This is a genomic window from Butyricicoccus porcorum (assembly GCF_002157465.1).
Lineage (GTDB): Bacteria > Bacillota > Clostridia > Oscillospirales > Butyricicoccaceae > Butyricicoccus_A > Butyricicoccus_A porcorum.
Window position 1 is genome coordinate 1 of the sequence record NZ_NHOC01000014.1, and the last position, 15,346, is coordinate 15,346.

Sequence of the window (15,346 nt, forward strand, 5' to 3'; positions counted from 1 at the left end):
CATGTACACCGCTGGACCGAACGCCACGGCTTCACGTACAAAATCATGGACTATCTTGAAGGCGATGACGCAGGCCTGAAGTCCGCTTCTATCCTCATTGAGGGGGAAAATGCTTATGGCTTCAAGAGTGAGTCCGGCGTACACCGCCTTGTTCGCATTTCGCCGTTTGACTCGTCCGGCCGCCGCCATACCTCCTTCTCCGCAGTCGAGGTCATGCCGGAAATCGATGACGACATGGAAGTCGACATCCGCCCGGAGGACATCGATATGCAGGTATTCCGTTCGTCCGGCGCAGGCGGCCAGCACATCAACAAGACGTCCTCTGCCGTCCGCCTGATCCACAAGCCGACCGGCATTGTCGTCAGCTGCCAGACCGAGCGAAGCCAGTTCCAGAACCGTGAGAACTGTATGAAAATGCTGCGCGCAAAGCTGGTCGAGATCAAGGAACGCGAGCACCTCGACAAAATTTCCGACATCAAGGGCGACCAGAAGAAGATCGAATGGGGCAGCCAGATCCGCTCCTATGTCTTCATGCCGTACACGCTGGCAAAGGACACACGCACCGGCTTTGAAAACAGCAACATCGACGCTGTCATGGACGGCGATATCGACGGATTCATCAACGCTTACCTGACCGCACAGGCCACAGGTGAGCTGGAGACCAAGTGATGAGCCGGAAAACCGCAGTCACGATTCTGCTCTGCTTTGTGTGCGCCGCCGTCATCGGCGTATGCGCCATGGCAGGCGTGAGCAAATGGAACCAGCATCAGGCAGAACTGGAGCGCCAGCAGCAGCTCGAAGCGTACAGCGCTCAATTGACGGATTCTTTTGACGCACTGTATGAAATGGAGGCCGGCCTGCTCGACCGCATGGCGAAGCAGCAGCAGGCGGGAAGCTCTGACCGCGAGGTGCTGATCGACGCCATCGAAGCCATCCGTTCGCCGATGGAGGCACTCGCCGCCGCAGACGCACCGGAGGGTCTTTCCGAAGTACAGCAACACTTTTCCAATGCTGCCGAATCGTTTGGTTCCATGGCAGACACGGTGACCGAGCTGCTCGCGGACAAAAACCAGAACAGTGAAGCCCTGCGTTCTGCCGCCGTCGGGCTGCTGCCGGATGCCGTCGATGCATTCGACCAGCTGCGTTACGGTGTGGAAGCACTGGAGGAGAGTGGCGCGCCCGTCCCGGACAGTGCGCAAAAACTCACAGAAGAGCTGAACGCCCTGTTGGACAGCGGCGTCAGCAGCATGCTCACCAGGCAGGACTGACACAGCTTTTACACAGCCGGAAGGCGGGAAAATTCCCCCTTCCGGCTTTTGCTTTGCCCGCATGGACTTATGCGGTGTTTTTCTTTAAAACTGTGCACACTGTATAAAACAAGCCGAATTATTTTGTATCTATTCAACAGATTTTCGTCCTGTTTGATAACAAACGTGTGCTTTCGTCAACCCGCACAGCACAATTTTAAAATTCATTTTTTCGTTGTGAAACTTGCCTATTGAAAAGATGGGTCATTTATGCGAAACTCTTTCTTGCGAAAAGCAAAGACGCAGCATACGTCCATAAATATACTAAAATTTCTTCACGAGGAGAAGATTGTTATGACTACCTATGAGTTTGTTTCCCCGGCTACCGGCAAGTGCGTTCCGATTGAAGCGATCTATGACAAGACCCTGAGCAGCAAGGCTTTGGGCGATGGCGTTGCCATTTTCCCGGCCTCCGGTGAGGGCACGGTTTCCGCTCCGTGCGATTGTGTTGTCAGCCGCGTTTCTGAAGCCAAGAATGCTGTCACCATTCTGGATACCGTCCGCGACATTGAAATGCTGCTGTGCGCTGAGGTTGACAGTGAGATGCACAATCCGAAGATTTCTTTCTGCGTTGAGCCGGGTCAGACCGTCAAGACCGGTGAGACCCTGTTCACCTGTGATGTCGATGATATCCGCGCACACGGCTATCAGGTCGAATTCCCGTGCATCATCACCAATGCACCGCTCTCCAGCATTCACGTAACCAGCGGCGACGTCATTCGCGGTGAATCCAATATCCTGTCCTGCGAATCTGTCGGCTGATTGACTTCCATCTGCCATTCATCCGGTAAATTTCACCCATTTACTGAATAATCTCTCTCTTTTCTGTTTACGATAAAAGCACGCCGTTTCTCCCGGCGTGCTTTTTCTAATCTATGCAAAACAAGGGGGATGTAAAATGACTGACCGCACCAAATACCTCGTCACCGGAGCCTGCGCCGGGGCCGCAAACGGTTTCTTTGGTTCCGGCGGCGGGCTGTTTCTTGTGCCGCTGTTCACCGGCTGGCTCGGCATGCAGCAAAAAACCGCCTTTGCTACCTCGGTGGCTGTGATTTTCCCGCTTTCTGCGGTGAGTGCCGCCATTTATTTCTGGAAGGGCGGTATTTCCCTGTCTTATGCCGCACCGTATCTGCTCGGCGGTGTGGTCGGCGGGATACTCTCCGGCCTGCTGTTTTCCAAAGCATCCGTCCCCCTGCTGCGCAAGGCATTTGCGCTGCTGCTTCTGTGGGGCGGTGTGCGCGCGGTGCTGCTGCTGTGAGCGGGTTTCTCGTCGGCGCGGCGACCGGAATTTTATCCGGCTTTGGCATCGGCGGTGGCTCACTGCTCATCCTGTGGCTGACCATCTTTGAGGGCACGGCGCAGTACGCCGCCGCAGGCATCAACCTGCTGTATTTCCTGTGCTGTGCACCTGCCGCACTGGTGTCACACTTCCGCAACCATCTGATTGACATGCGTGCGGCGCTTTGGTGCGCACTCGCGGGCTGTATCACCTCCCCGCTGGCCTCGCTCGCTGCCGGCGCTATTCCAACCGGATGGCTGCGGCGGTTATTCGGCGTGCTGCTGCTGGTGCTGGGATGCAAAGAGCTGTTTGCAAAGACCGAATCACCGGGTCGGACGTCACGATAAACTGTCTTCCCGGCCACATGCATCCCGCTTGTCAGGCGTATCTGAACAGTCGAAAATCTTGACTATTTCTACAAATGCGGGCCGCTTTATCGTGAAAAACACTTGAAATCCAAACGGATTCCAGCGTGCCTTTGCCTTGAACCAGTCACTGCGATGCCGGCATTTCTTTCACCATTACATTCACCTGAATATGTGCAAAAAAGCGCCTGTTTCAGGAGAAACATGTGCTTTTCCATACAATAATGCGTTTTGAAATGCGTTTTCAGATTGCCGTCAGATTCTTGAGCGAAATGTCCATCGCCGGGGACGCATAGGTCAGCGCGCCGGAGGATACAAAATCCACGCCGATATCAGCAATTTCCAGCAGGCGTTCTGCCGTGACATTGCCGGAGCACTCGGTCTTTGCGCGGCCGTCAATGATCCTGACTGCCTGGCGCATGGTCTCGTTGTCCATGTTGTCCAGCATGATGACATCTGCACCGCAGGAAGCCGCTTCGGTTACCTGCTCAAGTGTCTCGCATTCCACCTCAATCTGGGTGACAAAGGAGACATAGTCGCGCGCCATCTGTACCGCCTTGGTGATCGAACCGGCTGCACAGATATGGTTGTCCTTCATCATGACGCAGTCGGACAGGTTGTAACGATGGTTTGTGCCGCCGCCGCAGCGAACCGCATACTTTTCAAAAATACGCAGGCCCGGTGTGGTCTTGCGGGTATCCAGCAGTTTGGTGTGCTTGCCTTCCAGAATCCTGACCATCTTGTTGGTGTTGGTTGCGATGCCGCTCATGCGCTGCAGGAAGTTGAGCGCGGTGCGCTCACCGGTCAGCAGCGTGCGGATATCGGCATAAATCACGCCGATCAGCTGGCCCTTTTTCACCTCGTCGCCATCCTTACAGGAGGTCTCGAAATGCGAACCGCTTTCCAGCAGCTCAAACACGCGGGCAAAAACATCCAGACCGCAGATAATGCCGTCCTGCTTGCAGATCAGCTCTGCCTTGCCCTGCTGCGGCTCACGCATAATGGCATTGGTGCTGACATCCTCGCTTGTGACGTCCTCGCGCAGCGCGTTGAGGATCGCCGGGTCCATATTAAGAATCATAGTGGAGCCACTGCTCATAAAATGCTTCGTCCTTTCGCTTGATTTCATCTAATACCGCCTTGCGGTTTCTCTGGTCGATATCGGCATACTCATCCGCATTAAATGCAATATTTTCCGTCGACACAGGCTGTTCAGTAGAAACATGAGCCGCCGCATGGTTCGCTGCACGCTCCGCAAATACAAGGCTTTCGAGCAGCGAATTGCTCGCCAGTCGATTGCGTCCATGCACGCCGTTGCAGCTGGTCTCGCCGACCGCATACAGGCCGTCCATCGATGTCTTGCTGTCCAGATCGACCTTGATGCCGCCCATGAAATAGTGCTGCCCCGGTGTAACCGGAATCGGCTCCTTTGTCATGTCGTAGCCTTCCTCGAGACACTGCTTGTAAATGTTTGGGAAACGCTTTTTGACAAAATTTGGGTCGAGATGCGTAACCGAAAGCTCGACATACGGGCGATTGTCAATTTTCATCTGCTTGCCGATTTCCTTTGCGAGCAGATCGCGCGGCAGCAGTTCATTGACAAAGCGCTCGCCCTTTGCATTGAGCAGATAAGCGCCCTCGCCGCGCACTGACTCGGAAATCAGGAATCGGCGTCCCGGCTTGGTTGTGTACAGTGTGGTCGGATGAATCTGGATGTAATTGATGTGCTCGATTTCAATGCCGTGGCGCATGGCAATTGCCAGCGCGTCGCCGGAAATGTGCGGGAAATTGGTGGAAAAGCGGAACAGGCCGCCCAGTCCGCCGGTTGCCAGTACAACCGCACGCGACCGAATTTCACGGATGGTGCCGTCTGCATCGCGCACAACGGCGCCGCAGCAGCGGTTTTCCTTTTCATCGCACAGCAGATCAACCAGTGTGGTATGTTCTTCGATGCGGATGTTTTCGCGTTCCTTCGCGCGCTCCAGCAGCTTGCCGGTGATTTCACGGCCGGTCAGGTCTTCATGGAACAGGATGCGGTTTTCCGAATGCGCACCCTCACGGGTGAAGACAAAGCAGCCGTCCTCATCGCGCTGGAAATCCACGCCGTAATCCACCAGCTCCTGCGCAATGTGCTGCGAGGAACGGATCATAATATCGACCGATGCCTTGTTGTTTTCATAATGGCCGGCCTTCATGGTATCTTCAAAATAGCTGTCGTAATCGTCTTCGTCGAGCAGCACACACATGCCGCCCTGTGCAAGGAAGGAATCGCTGTGGTCGGCTTCTTCCTTGGTGATAACAAGAACGTCCATGCTCTGCGGAAGCTGCAAAGCATTGAACAATCCGGCAGCACCGGTGCCGACAACCAAAATGTCAGCAGTCTCCATAGTGGCTCCCCCTTACTGTGCCAGCTCGCGCATGCGAACCAGTGCGCTCTTTGCATCCTCGCGCAGTTGCTCCGGCATTTCGACCTGATTGTCAAATGTCTCCAGCACGTGCAGAACCTTCTCCAGCGTGATCTTCTTCATGTCCTCGCAGACACCCATCTGCTCGAACGGATAGAAGGTCTTGTCCGGATTCTGTGTGCGCAGGCGATGCATGACACCCGGTTCGGTGACAATGATGAATTCCTTTGCGTCCGATTCAGTCGCATACTTGATGATGCCCGAGGTGCTTCCTGCATAATCGCACATGGCGACGGCTTCCGGCACACACTCCGGATGAATCAGTACCTTTGCCTCCGGATGCTCCGCCTTTGCTGCGGCAATGCCCTCCGGCGTCACGCGGCTGTGAATCGGACAGCAGCCGTTATGGAAATGGAAGCGCTTGCCCGGCATGTCCTTTTGCAGGAAACGGCCGAGGTTGCAGTCCGGGATGAAACAGATGTCCTCGTTCGGCAGCGATTCCACGATTTTCTTTGCATTTGCCGAGGTAACAATGACATCGGACACTGCCTTGGTCTCGCTGGTCGAATTGATATAACAGACAACCGCACAGCCCGGATACTGCTCACGCATCTTTGCGACATCTTCCGGCGTAATCATATGTGCCATCGGACAGTCCGCCGTGAGATCCGGCATCAGGACGGTTTTTTCCGGGCTGAGGATTTTCGCGCTTTCGCCCATAAAACGCACACCGCAGAACAGGATGGTACTCTGCGGAGCGTCTGCCGCAATCTTGCTCAGATAATAGGAATCCCCGATGTAATCGGCGATGTCCTGCACGTCATCTTCCACATAAAAGTGCGCAAGCACTACGACATCCTTTTCTTTCTTGAGCTGCTCAATGCGCTCTGTCAACTGTTTCATTTCCTAATAGTCTCCCTATAATCAGTGTACAGCCTGTTGCTGCACGGTCTATCTACAATAGTATATCACACCGTCCTGCATCCCGCAAGACAGTTCCCGGGTACAGCACCCTGTTTTTGCAGTCTTCCAGCTGCCATTATGCATTTTTCCTGCCTTACGCGTCGGTGGTGTGCTTCGGATGCTGCATAAACGCATCCACCTTATCCGCAGTCGGCGCGGAGATATATGCCGCACCCGGATGCGAGATGGCAAGGCCTGCCGCATAGGTCGCATATTTCAGTGCCTCCGCCGGGCTCTTTCCCTGAAGGTGTGCCTTGAGGAAATAGCCCTCAAACACATCGCCCGCCGCCGTTGTATCGACAACCGGAACAGAAAGTGCCGGATGGTAGCACTGGCTTGCCCCCTTCTTATAAAAAGCACCCTGGGAGCCGAGCGTGAGCACGAACTCACTGTCCGGGTACAGTTCCTCCAGATGAATCAGGATATCGCCCGGCTGAACATAGCTGGTCATCGCGCGTCCTTCCACCTCATTGAGGAAGAACATGGAAACCTTTGTCAGATCCTGCCGCAGCAGCTCCTGCGTACATGGCGACGGATTGAGCACGATATACATGCCCTTTTCATACGCACGGTCGATAATATACTCCAGGCAGGAAATCTCATTCTGAGAGACCAGGATATCGCCCTCGCCGTAATTTTCCAGCACCTCGTCGACGTATGCTTCATCGATCTTCCGGTTGGCACCGCCGTAGAGCAGGATTGCATTCTGTCCGACCTCATCCACCTGAATGATGGCATGTCCGGTTTGTTCGCCTTCCAGCGTGCGCACCAGTGAGGTATCCACGCCGGCCTCTTCAATCATGTGCAGCATCTGCACGCCGTCCTCGCCGATCATACCGGCAAGCTGTACATCCATACCTGCACGCGCAAGCGTCAGCGCATGGTTCAGTCCCTTGCCGCCCGGAAACATCTTCAGACCGGTGGAATCCTGGGTCTCCTTCGGCGTTGTAATATGTGCAACAGAATAGTTAAAGTCGATATTGATTGATCCCAGTGTCAGTATTTTCATAAAGATCAGCCTCCATTTTCAGTCCATTGGCCAATGTTTTGGGCAGCCTCTGTCCCGGCTGCATGGGAGGTGGAGTATACTGACATTATAGGATGTTTGCGGCATAAGTACAAGAGTTTCCAAACAAATCTATGTAAATTATCCATATCTCCCGCCCAATCCCCTCTGTTTTTCCGCAGCTGTGTAAAATGTTTCCATACCTGCCGGATTTCGCCGCAAAAGTGCATCTTTTTCGCTTGACTTTCTGTTATAATCCCGTTATGATATAAGATACTGAAATGAAAGGATGGTCGCTGTCATGGCTGTTGACAAGAAGGGCACAAAGCAGATTACCGCCAATAAAAAAGCCAGACACGACTATTTTGTCGAGCAGGCATATGAGTGCGGCATCGAGTTGTCCGGCACGGAGGTCAAGTCCATCCGGCAGGGCACAGTCAGCCTGAAGGATTCCTACTGCATCTTCCGCGATGGGGAAATTTTCGTCAAGGGCATGCATATCAGCCCCTATGAAAAGGGAAACATCTTTAACAAAGACCCGCTGCGCGAGCGCAAGCTGCTGATGCACAAAAAGGAAATCATGCTGCTCTACGGCAAGTCCAAGCAGGACGGCTATTCCCTCATCCCGCTGTCGCTGTATTTTAAAAATGCACGCGTCAAGGTGGAGCTCGGCCTGTGCAAAGGCAAAAAGCTGTACGACAAGCGTGCCGACGCCGCAAAGCGCGACGCAAAACGCGAGATGGATCGCGCACTCAAATCGCGCCGGTAATTTCGTTCAGTACCATGATATTGATATGTCTATCCGGGGACGTACCGGTTTCGACGGAGGTGCGGAATCCGGGATAGCGGGCCGCAGTGAGGACGCTGCGTTAAAAGCCTCAACTGTTTATAAATTAAACAACAACGATTATTCTTTACAGGCTGCCTAATTAGGCGAGCCCGTTCTGCCTGAGAGTATCGCGGCTCGGGACAGAGCGTCATTTAGCGGTGAACGTGCGGCGGGTAAGCTTTGCCCCGCCCATGAATGATGAAGCTACCAACCCCGTAAGCCTGTCATTTGGCGTGCGGCAGAGGGAATTTGAATCAAATGACTGCGCCCGGAGAAGTCCTTGAGGAAGTGCTTTCGGACAGGGGTTCGACTCCCCTCGTCTCCACCATTTAAACCATCTGAAATGTTTTGCATTTTGGATGGTTTTTTATTTTTATAGCATTTTACAGTCATTTTCGTTCCGTCCGTGTTTGTTTGACCACAACTATGACCACATTTGACTTATTCGTCTTTTAATGGCATGCTAGTTGTATCTTCCACTGCTTCCTCATCTGCAACACCCAAATTCTCGATATAATGCTGCATTCTCTGCGCTGAACGTCTGCCGCTGTCTGCATTGAAATGCGCATATCGTTCCAGCGTAAAGGTTGCAGTCTTATGTCCAAGATTTCCTTGTACAGTCCGGGGATCATCGCCCGCCGCAAACGACATATCAGTGAATGTATGTCGCAAATCATGAAATCTTGCATTCGGGCACCCGATTGCTTCCACCAGTTTCTTAAACTGCTTGTATACTGTCGATTGGCTCACGTTTTCACCGTTCGGCTTTGTAAAGACAAGATTCATGGGATTATTCCACGCTTCTTTTGCTCGCTTTTTGTATAAAGCCTGTTTCTCCTTCTGCTGTCTGAGAAGGTTCATTACTATTGGTGCGGGATACATTTTTCTGACGCTGCCATACTTCGGAAGGATACGATCATACACATGATCGTTCCTCTGTAACTGCCTGCGAACGGTGACAGAGCCGTTCCTAAAATCAATGTCTCCCCAGCTTAACCCTAGAATTTCCCCCTGACGCATACCTGTAAACAATGCGATCTTATACAAAAGCTCATACTCGTGACCTGCAACAGCATCTAAAAAAGCCAAAACCTGCTCTTCGGTCAACGATTCAATTTCCGGAGCAAGTTTTTTAGGCAGAGTACACTCATCGGCAACATTTTTTGAAATCAATCCGATTCCAACTGCCTTCTTTAAACTGACATGAATAATTCCATGTACGTTATGAATATATTTTGCCGAATACGAATGGTCAGGCGTTTTGCCCTCCAACCAGTTCATTTGATTTCGTTGCATATCATTGAGAAGCCCTTGAACGTCTTGCGTCGTAAGCTTCTGCAGTTTGATATGTCCCAATGCAGGAATGATAAATCGTTCCGTCTTTTTGACATAGGAGTCATATGTACTGGCTGCTAAGTTTCCAGTATACTCGTGAAGCCATTGCCGAAACCACTCTTCAACCGTTATTGGGGTTGTAGATGTATATACACCGTGATTGATTTCATACAACCAGTCAGTTCGTTTCCGCTTGGCCTCCTCACAGCTGGTGGCATACCGAGAAACTGTCTTTTTCTTCCCAGTTTTTGGGTCCGGGACTTGTACTCGATATTCCCATCGACCATCATCTCGTAGACGTATCCCCGGATGATTGTTATTTTTAGAAGCCATCTGTATCCATGCAACCCATGCTCTTCTTCTCCTGTTCGTCCATCCAGCGCTCCAACGATTCAGCACGAACAATCTTTCGACGTGATGAAACTGCGATCACCGGAAAATCCGGTCTGTTTGACAGTTTGTACATCGTCGGCAAAGAGATGCCCAGAATGTCGGCACATTGCCGCATGGATAAAGTACTGCCTCTGCTTAACGCCATAAAAATACTCCTTTCGCTATTTTTGAAAATATTTTATCACGCCTCCTCGAGATTGTCAATTGTTAATCTTATTTTTGCATTTTATTTTTTTATTAGATTTATAATCTTCAAAAATAAAAATATATTTTGGTTGACTTTTCTGCTAATCCTGCTAAACTTATTTCAAACTCTTATCTAATCATTTAAAAGGTGTTGTCAAATTATGGAGTTAAAAGACAGGCTTCAAGAGTTGCGTGGTTCTATTAGTCAACGTAAATGTGCTGAAAACCTAGGTGTAAAATTTGCAAACTACAATAAATGGGAAAACGGCATCAACATTCCAAATTACAAAACTCTCATTCAAATTGCGGATTATTATGGAGTTTCTCTTGATTATTTGACCGGAAGAGTCGATTATAAAGATGAAGAATATCGCTCTGTTTGTATTGATACAGGCTTATCCGAGCAAGCAATCAAAGGGATTCAGAAAGTCAGAGATAATAGTTCAGAAACTTACGATTGCATCGGCATGTTAAATTGCATACTCGAAAGTGAATATAACAATCAATATACTCCACTGGGAGATTTCCTACAGTACGTTTTATATCCGGATGGTTTTGTTCCCAAAGATGTTTTAGATTCATTAAAAAATACTTCGCTCTCTCCTGAAGAAATTTCAAAAATATGTGATTCATTTAGAAAAGGTGTCAAACACACCTCAAAAGAAGCTGCTAATGCAAGTGTAATATTCTGGCACCAAGAATATTTTTGCGAGTCTGATGAGTCGATATACGATACCGTTGATATATGTGTGGAATTACCAGAACCTAAGAAATTAAAAAAAAAGTAATCTTGGCAGCAACTAATTTTTCCATCATATACGTTCATTTATAGAGACATAGTTTATTAGCTGTGTCTCTTTTTATATCATGCTTTTTAGATAAATATTCACGCAAGAGGTTTATTATACCGGACGCTCAAGTATGTTTATTGTTATTTCTTAAAACTGTCCGAATATTTTTAACGGTCGCAACAGTATATTTATAGAAAACTCTGTTTTCAGAAAAATGTAAAATATACCCCTATACAAAACCGATGATGTTGTCATATTCCTTACTTCGTTCGCGGTGTCTGCGACTGAACGCTCCATCCTTACTCTCTCCAGAATAACAAAAGGACAGCTTCGTACGCTGTCCTTTTTATCTGTACTTTTTGAATGTTAATTTTTATTCTGCTCTTCCTCGGTCAGCTTGACCAATTTGTAAAAGCTGGTTCGCTTTGTTTCTGTTTTCTCCATCGCTTCTTTGGCAGTAATTTCTCCAGCTTTCCATGCTGCATACACTTCATTCCAGTTTTTGGGAGCAGTCAACGCTGGTCTCCCTCTATAACGTCCTGTCTTCGCGCTGTATTTCTTGCCGTTCTCATCTACCGGCATGCACGCTACCCCTTCAGCTTGCCTCTGCTTAGTTGTCTTGCGCTCCTGTTCGGCCACACTTGCCAGCACTTCTATCAGCAGGTTGTTTATCATGTCGAACACCCATTCTTGCCCTTCAACCCTGTCAATCATTGTCGTTGGGATATCGAGCACCTTTACCTGAACACCGATATTTTTGAAATAGCGCAGTTCTTCTATCGTCTCGCTTTTGTTTCTCCCAAGTCTATCGAGTGATTTAATGTAGAGCGTGTCACCTTCCACCAGTTTGCCGATACCTACCTTCAACGACTGGTAGCCCGGACGATTGAAATCTTTGCCGCTGACCTTGTCAGTTACGATCATCTCGTCCGGCACGTATTTCCGCAACGCTTCAATCTGTCGCTCTAAATTCTGTCCCGCGCTCGACACTCTAACATATCCAACTTCTTTGCTCATGGTTTGCACCCTCTTCCTGTTTTTATTATAGCAAATGTGTTCGTAAATATCAATTATTTTCCGAACATGTTTGCAAATTATTTTGCCGTATTTTACGAACACAAAAGCATTCTCTTTTGTTCTGTTCGTTAAAGTATACTTTTACAAACACAACTTACAAAAAGTCGGGCGGCTTGCGCCGCCCATTCCTTATGCCTCTATGAATTGTTCATTGCAGTCTCCGCACACAATGTTTAACATCTTTGTGCTTCTTGCAATCGCGCTGCAGCACGGATATGGTATATTCCATCAATCTCCGGCCGAACCGCAGCTTTCCGGGTATCGTGAATCCGCCTTCCGATGTTTCCGGCAGTTGTAATAAGCATTCTGTTACAGCTTCAGTTCATCAGAACACTCGGCTCTGAACTCTGTAATTCCCAGTCCGAAGTATTTTTCAAAGAACGCTTTCAACTTCTCGATGATCCCTTGCTTTTTCTTGGCTCTGCCACCGCCACCAAAGCGTGATACAGGGGGCATGAGTTTATCAATCTCTGTTCCCGTTGTTTTCAATGCCCCGTCACGGAACGCATTGTCAACAAACTTTCTGGTTTCTTCCGGCTTGAGCTTTTCCGTTGTGATGATTTCTTTCAAGTCGTTTTCTTCCTGTTCCAGAACAAAGCGACGCCAATCGGCAGTAACCTGTGTATCGACATTCACCTGACTGATAAAGGCTTCAATCAATTCTTTTTTGCTGCGGAGCTGTATGCTTGCATCAACCGCTTTGCGGATGGAAGCAAGGATTTCTTTATCCTCACAGTTGCCGTCATGATACTTCTCAACCAGCATCAGTATGTAGTCGATATTGATTTCCACCTGCTTGATCAGCTCAATTTCAAATTCAATATCATCTGTAATATCTTCTTTTTCTCCAGCGCCTTTTCTGCGGTACTTGTCGTAGAGGTCAAGGTATATACTCTGATAGTCCTGCAAATCCCTTGCGGCAATACTGTCCATTTCGGCAAACTGGTCAAAGGATGCAAGAATATTTCTCATACTCAGGATTGTGCCGAACAGCCTGATAAACTCTTTCTCTGCCTGTTCTCCGACAATCTGCTCTCCCAAGGGATATTCCGTTTCCAGCTTTTCAAGCAAATCAATATAGCCGGGATGGTATTTGCCATCGTTGTCCTCGTAGCCGTTCCAGTAGTCATTGAAACTCTTGAGAAGCACAATGCCGCTTGCATTTTTATCACCAAAGAGGGCGATTGCATCGTCCGTAGCTTTTTGCAAGTCACGGAAACAGACAATATTACCGTAGGTCTTAACAGAGTTCAAAATGCGGTTGGTTCTGGAATACGCTTGAATCAGTCCGTGCATCTTGAGGTTCTTATCTACCCACAAGGTATTGAGCGTTGTAGCATCAAAGCCTGTGAGGAACATATTCACAACAATCAGCAGATCAACTTCCCGGTTCTTCACACGCATGGACAGGTCTTTGTAGTAATTCTGGAACTTATCAGAAGAAGTGTCGAAGTTGGTGTTGAATACCCGATTATAATCCCGGATGACACTTTCAAGGAAGTCACGGGAAGTCTGGTCAAGAGCATCGGTGTCAAAGCCTTCCTCCTGCAGAACATCTTCCGGGTCATCCTCATTCGCGGCATAGCTGAAAATCGTAGCAATCGTAAACTGACGGTGGCTTTCCGCAAGCTGTCTCTGGAACTCCTTGTAATACTTCATTGCCATGGGAATGGAGCTGACAGCGAACATGGCGTTAAACCCTGCCATGCGTTTGCCCTGCAGGGAGTAGAAGCTATTGCGTTTGGTTTTCTGGTCGAAATGTTCCAGCGTGTATTTGACGATTTCCCGAATACGCTCCCGCGCACCCATTGCTTTTTCAATGTCGATGGCAGAAACATTTTTATCCTTGATGTTGTCTTTCTCCCTGACCGTGTTCACATAGTCGATACGGAACGGAAGAACATTGCCATCATTGATCGCGTCCACAATGGTATAGGTATGAAGCTGGTCGCCAAAGGTCTGCGGCGTGGTCAGCATCGCCATATGCTTTCCTTTCGCTGCATTGGCTGCGAAAATCGGTGTGCCTGTAAAGCCAAACAGATGATAATTCTTGAACGCCTTCACGATTTTAGCGTGCATATCTCCGAACTGGCTTCTGTGGCACTCATCAAAGATGATAACGCAATGCTTGCTGAATACTTCATGTCCTTTATTCTTGGTTACAAAGTTATCCAGCTTCTGAATGGTAGTAATAATGATTTTGTATTTGTGGAAGCCGCCTTTTTCGTCTCTGTCCTCAAGCTGTCTCTGCAACACCTTCGTGGAAGCGTTGCTGTTGGCAGAGCCTTTTTCAAAACGGTCATATTCTTTCATGGTCTGATAGTCAAGGTCTTTTCGATCGACCACAAACAGAACCTTGTCCACATAAGGGAGGGCAGACGCAAGCTGTGCCGTCTTAAATGAAGTCAGCGTTTTTCCGCTTCCTGTGGTGTGCCAGATATATCCTCCGGCATCTATCGTTCCCATCTTCTTGTAGTTTGTTGAAACCTCAATGCGGTTCAGAATACGTTCTGTTGCCGCAATCTGATAAGGCCGCATAACCATCAGAATATCTTCCGTGGTAAACACACAATACCTGGTCAGCACATTCAAAATTGTGTGTTTGGCAAGGAATGTCCTCGTAAAGTCAATAAGGTCTGCAATGACCTTGTTGTTGCCGTCTGCCCAGAAAGAAGTAAACTCAAAGCTGTTGCTTGTTTTCTTTGATTTCTGCTTTTCAGATTGGCCCATCTCCTTGATGTGGCTACTTCTGGTGGTATTGGAATAATATTTGGTATGCGTACCATTGGAGATAATGAAAATCTGAACATACTCATACAGTCCGCTTGCTGCCCAGAAGCTGTCGCGCTGATAGCGTTTGATCTGGTTAAAGGCTTCACGAATTGCCACACCGCGGCGTTTCAGCTCCACATGGACAAGGGGCAGGCCATTGACAAGGATGGTCACATCATATCGTGTGTCGTGATTGCCCTCGGTTTCTTCATACTGGTTGATTACCTGCAGACGATTATTGTGAATGTTCTTTTTGTCGATGAGCTGAATATTCTTGGAAGTTCCATCATCCCTGCGAAGTACCTTTACATGGTCGGTCTGAATGGTTCGGGTCTTTTCAACAATGCCCTCGTTGGCGTTGGCAAGCGTTTCCGTGAAGAAGCGCTGCCACTCGCTGTCCGTAAAGGTATAGCTGTTCAACAGTTCCAGCTGCCGTCTGAGGTTGGCAATCAGACCGTTCTCGTCATGGATGGTAAGGTACTCATATCCCTGTTCGGTCAGCAGGCGGACGAATTCCTTTTCAAGAGCCGCCTCGCTCTGAAAACTGTCAGAGCGTGAGCTTTCCGGCGTATATTCAGCGACCACGGTACTTTCATTGCTTGCGGCAATGATGTTGTAAGTGCTCATACAGTATCCCC

General features: G+C 49.2%; 15 protein-coding genes and 1 other RNA gene. 8 read left to right on the plus strand and 8 right to left on the minus strand.

From position 1 onward, the window contains the following. The 5 genes from CBW42_RS12265 to CBW42_RS12285 form a co-directional block, all read left to right on the plus strand. Positions 1 to 669: peptide chain release factor-like protein (locus CBW42_RS12265; protein ID WP_133058313.1), on the plus strand; the 669-nt coding region annotated here is incomplete at its 5' end. Further along, positions 669 to 1,268 (plus strand): hypothetical protein, encoded by a 600-nt coding sequence (locus tag CBW42_RS12270; RefSeq protein WP_087022013.1) that lies wholly within the window; start codon positions 669 to 671, stop codon positions 1,266 to 1,268. The genes CBW42_RS12265 and CBW42_RS12270, both read left to right, overlap by 1 nt. A 333-nt stretch (positions 1,269 to 1,601) precedes the next feature. Continuing rightward, positions 1,602 to 2,069, plus strand: a complete 468-nt coding sequence (locus tag CBW42_RS12275; RefSeq protein WP_165761176.1) for a PTS sugar transporter subunit IIA — start codon at positions 1,602 to 1,604, stop codon at positions 2,067 to 2,069. Between the two features lie 136 nt (positions 2,070 to 2,205). Continuing rightward, positions 2,206 to 2,565: a sulfite exporter TauE/SafE family protein gene (locus CBW42_RS12280; RefSeq protein WP_087022019.1), complete on the plus strand. Its 360-nt coding sequence runs from the start codon at positions 2,206 to 2,208 to the stop codon at positions 2,563 to 2,565. Beyond that, positions 2,562 to 2,933 (plus strand): sulfite exporter TauE/SafE family protein, encoded by a 372-nt coding sequence (locus tag CBW42_RS12285; protein WP_087022022.1) that lies wholly within the window; start codon positions 2,562 to 2,564, stop codon positions 2,931 to 2,933. The genes CBW42_RS12280 and CBW42_RS12285 overlap by 4 nt, the downstream gene beginning before the upstream one ends. Positions 2,934 to 3,195: 262 nt before the next feature. Here the strand turns inward: CBW42_RS12285 and nadC are convergent, their stop codons facing one another. From nadC to CBW42_RS12305, 4 genes are all read right to left on the minus strand, one after another. Then, positions 3,196 to 4,032 (minus strand): carboxylating nicotinate-nucleotide diphosphorylase, encoded by an 837-nt coding sequence (gene nadC, locus CBW42_RS12290; protein WP_205703641.1) that lies wholly within the window; start codon positions 4,030 to 4,032, stop codon positions 3,196 to 3,198. Then, complete coding sequence (locus tag CBW42_RS12295) at positions 4,022 to 5,338, minus strand: L-aspartate oxidase (protein ID WP_087022027.1); 1,317 nt, start codon at positions 5,336 to 5,338, stop codon at positions 4,022 to 4,024. Before CBW42_RS12295 ends, nadC begins: the two co-directional genes overlap by 11 nt. Before the next feature lie 12 nt (positions 5,339 to 5,350). Beyond that, a complete protein-coding gene (gene nadA, locus CBW42_RS12300; protein WP_087022030.1) occupies positions 5,351 to 6,259 on the minus strand; it encodes a quinolinate synthase NadA in 909 nt (302 codons plus the stop codon). A 154-nt stretch (positions 6,260 to 6,413) separates the two neighbouring features. Then, on the minus strand, positions 6,414 to 7,328 hold the full coding sequence (locus tag CBW42_RS12305; protein ID WP_087022034.1) for a ribokinase: 915 nt from the start codon (positions 7,326 to 7,328) through the stop codon (positions 6,414 to 6,416). A gap of 298 nt (positions 7,329 to 7,626) precedes the next feature. Here CBW42_RS12305 and smpB point away from each other — a divergent pair, with 298 nt between their 5' ends. Both smpB and ssrA read left to right on the plus strand, forming a co-directional pair. Further along, a complete protein-coding gene (smpB, locus tag CBW42_RS12310) occupies positions 7,627 to 8,094 on the plus strand; it encodes an SsrA-binding protein SmpB (protein ID WP_087022037.1) in 468 nt (155 codons plus the stop codon). Between the two features lie 35 nt (positions 8,095 to 8,129). Next, positions 8,130 to 8,482, plus strand: a transfer-messenger RNA (tmRNA) gene (gene ssrA, locus CBW42_RS12315). A 113-nt stretch (positions 8,483 to 8,595) separates the two neighbouring features. Here ssrA and CBW42_RS12320 read toward each other — a convergent pair. Both CBW42_RS12320 and CBW42_RS12325 read right to left on the minus strand, forming a co-directional pair. After that, positions 8,596 to 9,663, minus strand: a complete 1,068-nt coding sequence (locus CBW42_RS12320) for a tyrosine-type recombinase/integrase (RefSeq protein WP_165761177.1) — start codon at positions 9,661 to 9,663, stop codon at positions 8,596 to 8,598. Between the two features lie 148 nt (positions 9,664 to 9,811). Beyond that, the gene (locus CBW42_RS12325) at positions 9,812 to 10,027 is read right to left on the minus strand and encodes a helix-turn-helix transcriptional regulator (protein WP_108721064.1); all 216 of its coding nucleotides are present in this window, start codon (positions 10,025 to 10,027) and stop codon (positions 9,812 to 9,814) included. A 202-nt stretch (positions 10,028 to 10,229) separates the two neighbouring features. Here CBW42_RS12325 and CBW42_RS12335 point away from each other — a divergent pair, with 202 nt between their 5' ends. Further along, the gene (locus CBW42_RS12335) at positions 10,230 to 10,856 is read left to right on the plus strand and encodes a helix-turn-helix domain-containing protein (protein ID WP_087022049.1); all 627 of its coding nucleotides are present in this window, start codon (positions 10,230 to 10,232) and stop codon (positions 10,854 to 10,856) included. A gap of 369 nt (positions 10,857 to 11,225) precedes the next feature. Here the strand turns inward: CBW42_RS12335 and CBW42_RS12340 are convergent, their stop codons facing one another. Together CBW42_RS12340 and CBW42_RS12345 are read right to left on the minus strand one after the other, a co-directional pair. Continuing rightward, a complete protein-coding gene (locus CBW42_RS12340) occupies positions 11,226 to 11,876 on the minus strand; it encodes a recombinase family protein (protein ID WP_087022134.1) in 651 nt (216 codons plus the stop codon). A gap of 369 nt (positions 11,877 to 12,245) precedes the next feature. After that, the gene (locus CBW42_RS12345) at positions 12,246 to 15,335 is read right to left on the minus strand and encodes a type I restriction endonuclease subunit R (protein WP_087022052.1); all 3,090 of its coding nucleotides are present in this window, start codon (positions 15,333 to 15,335) and stop codon (positions 12,246 to 12,248) included. Positions 15,336 to 15,346 lie beyond the last annotated feature (11 nt).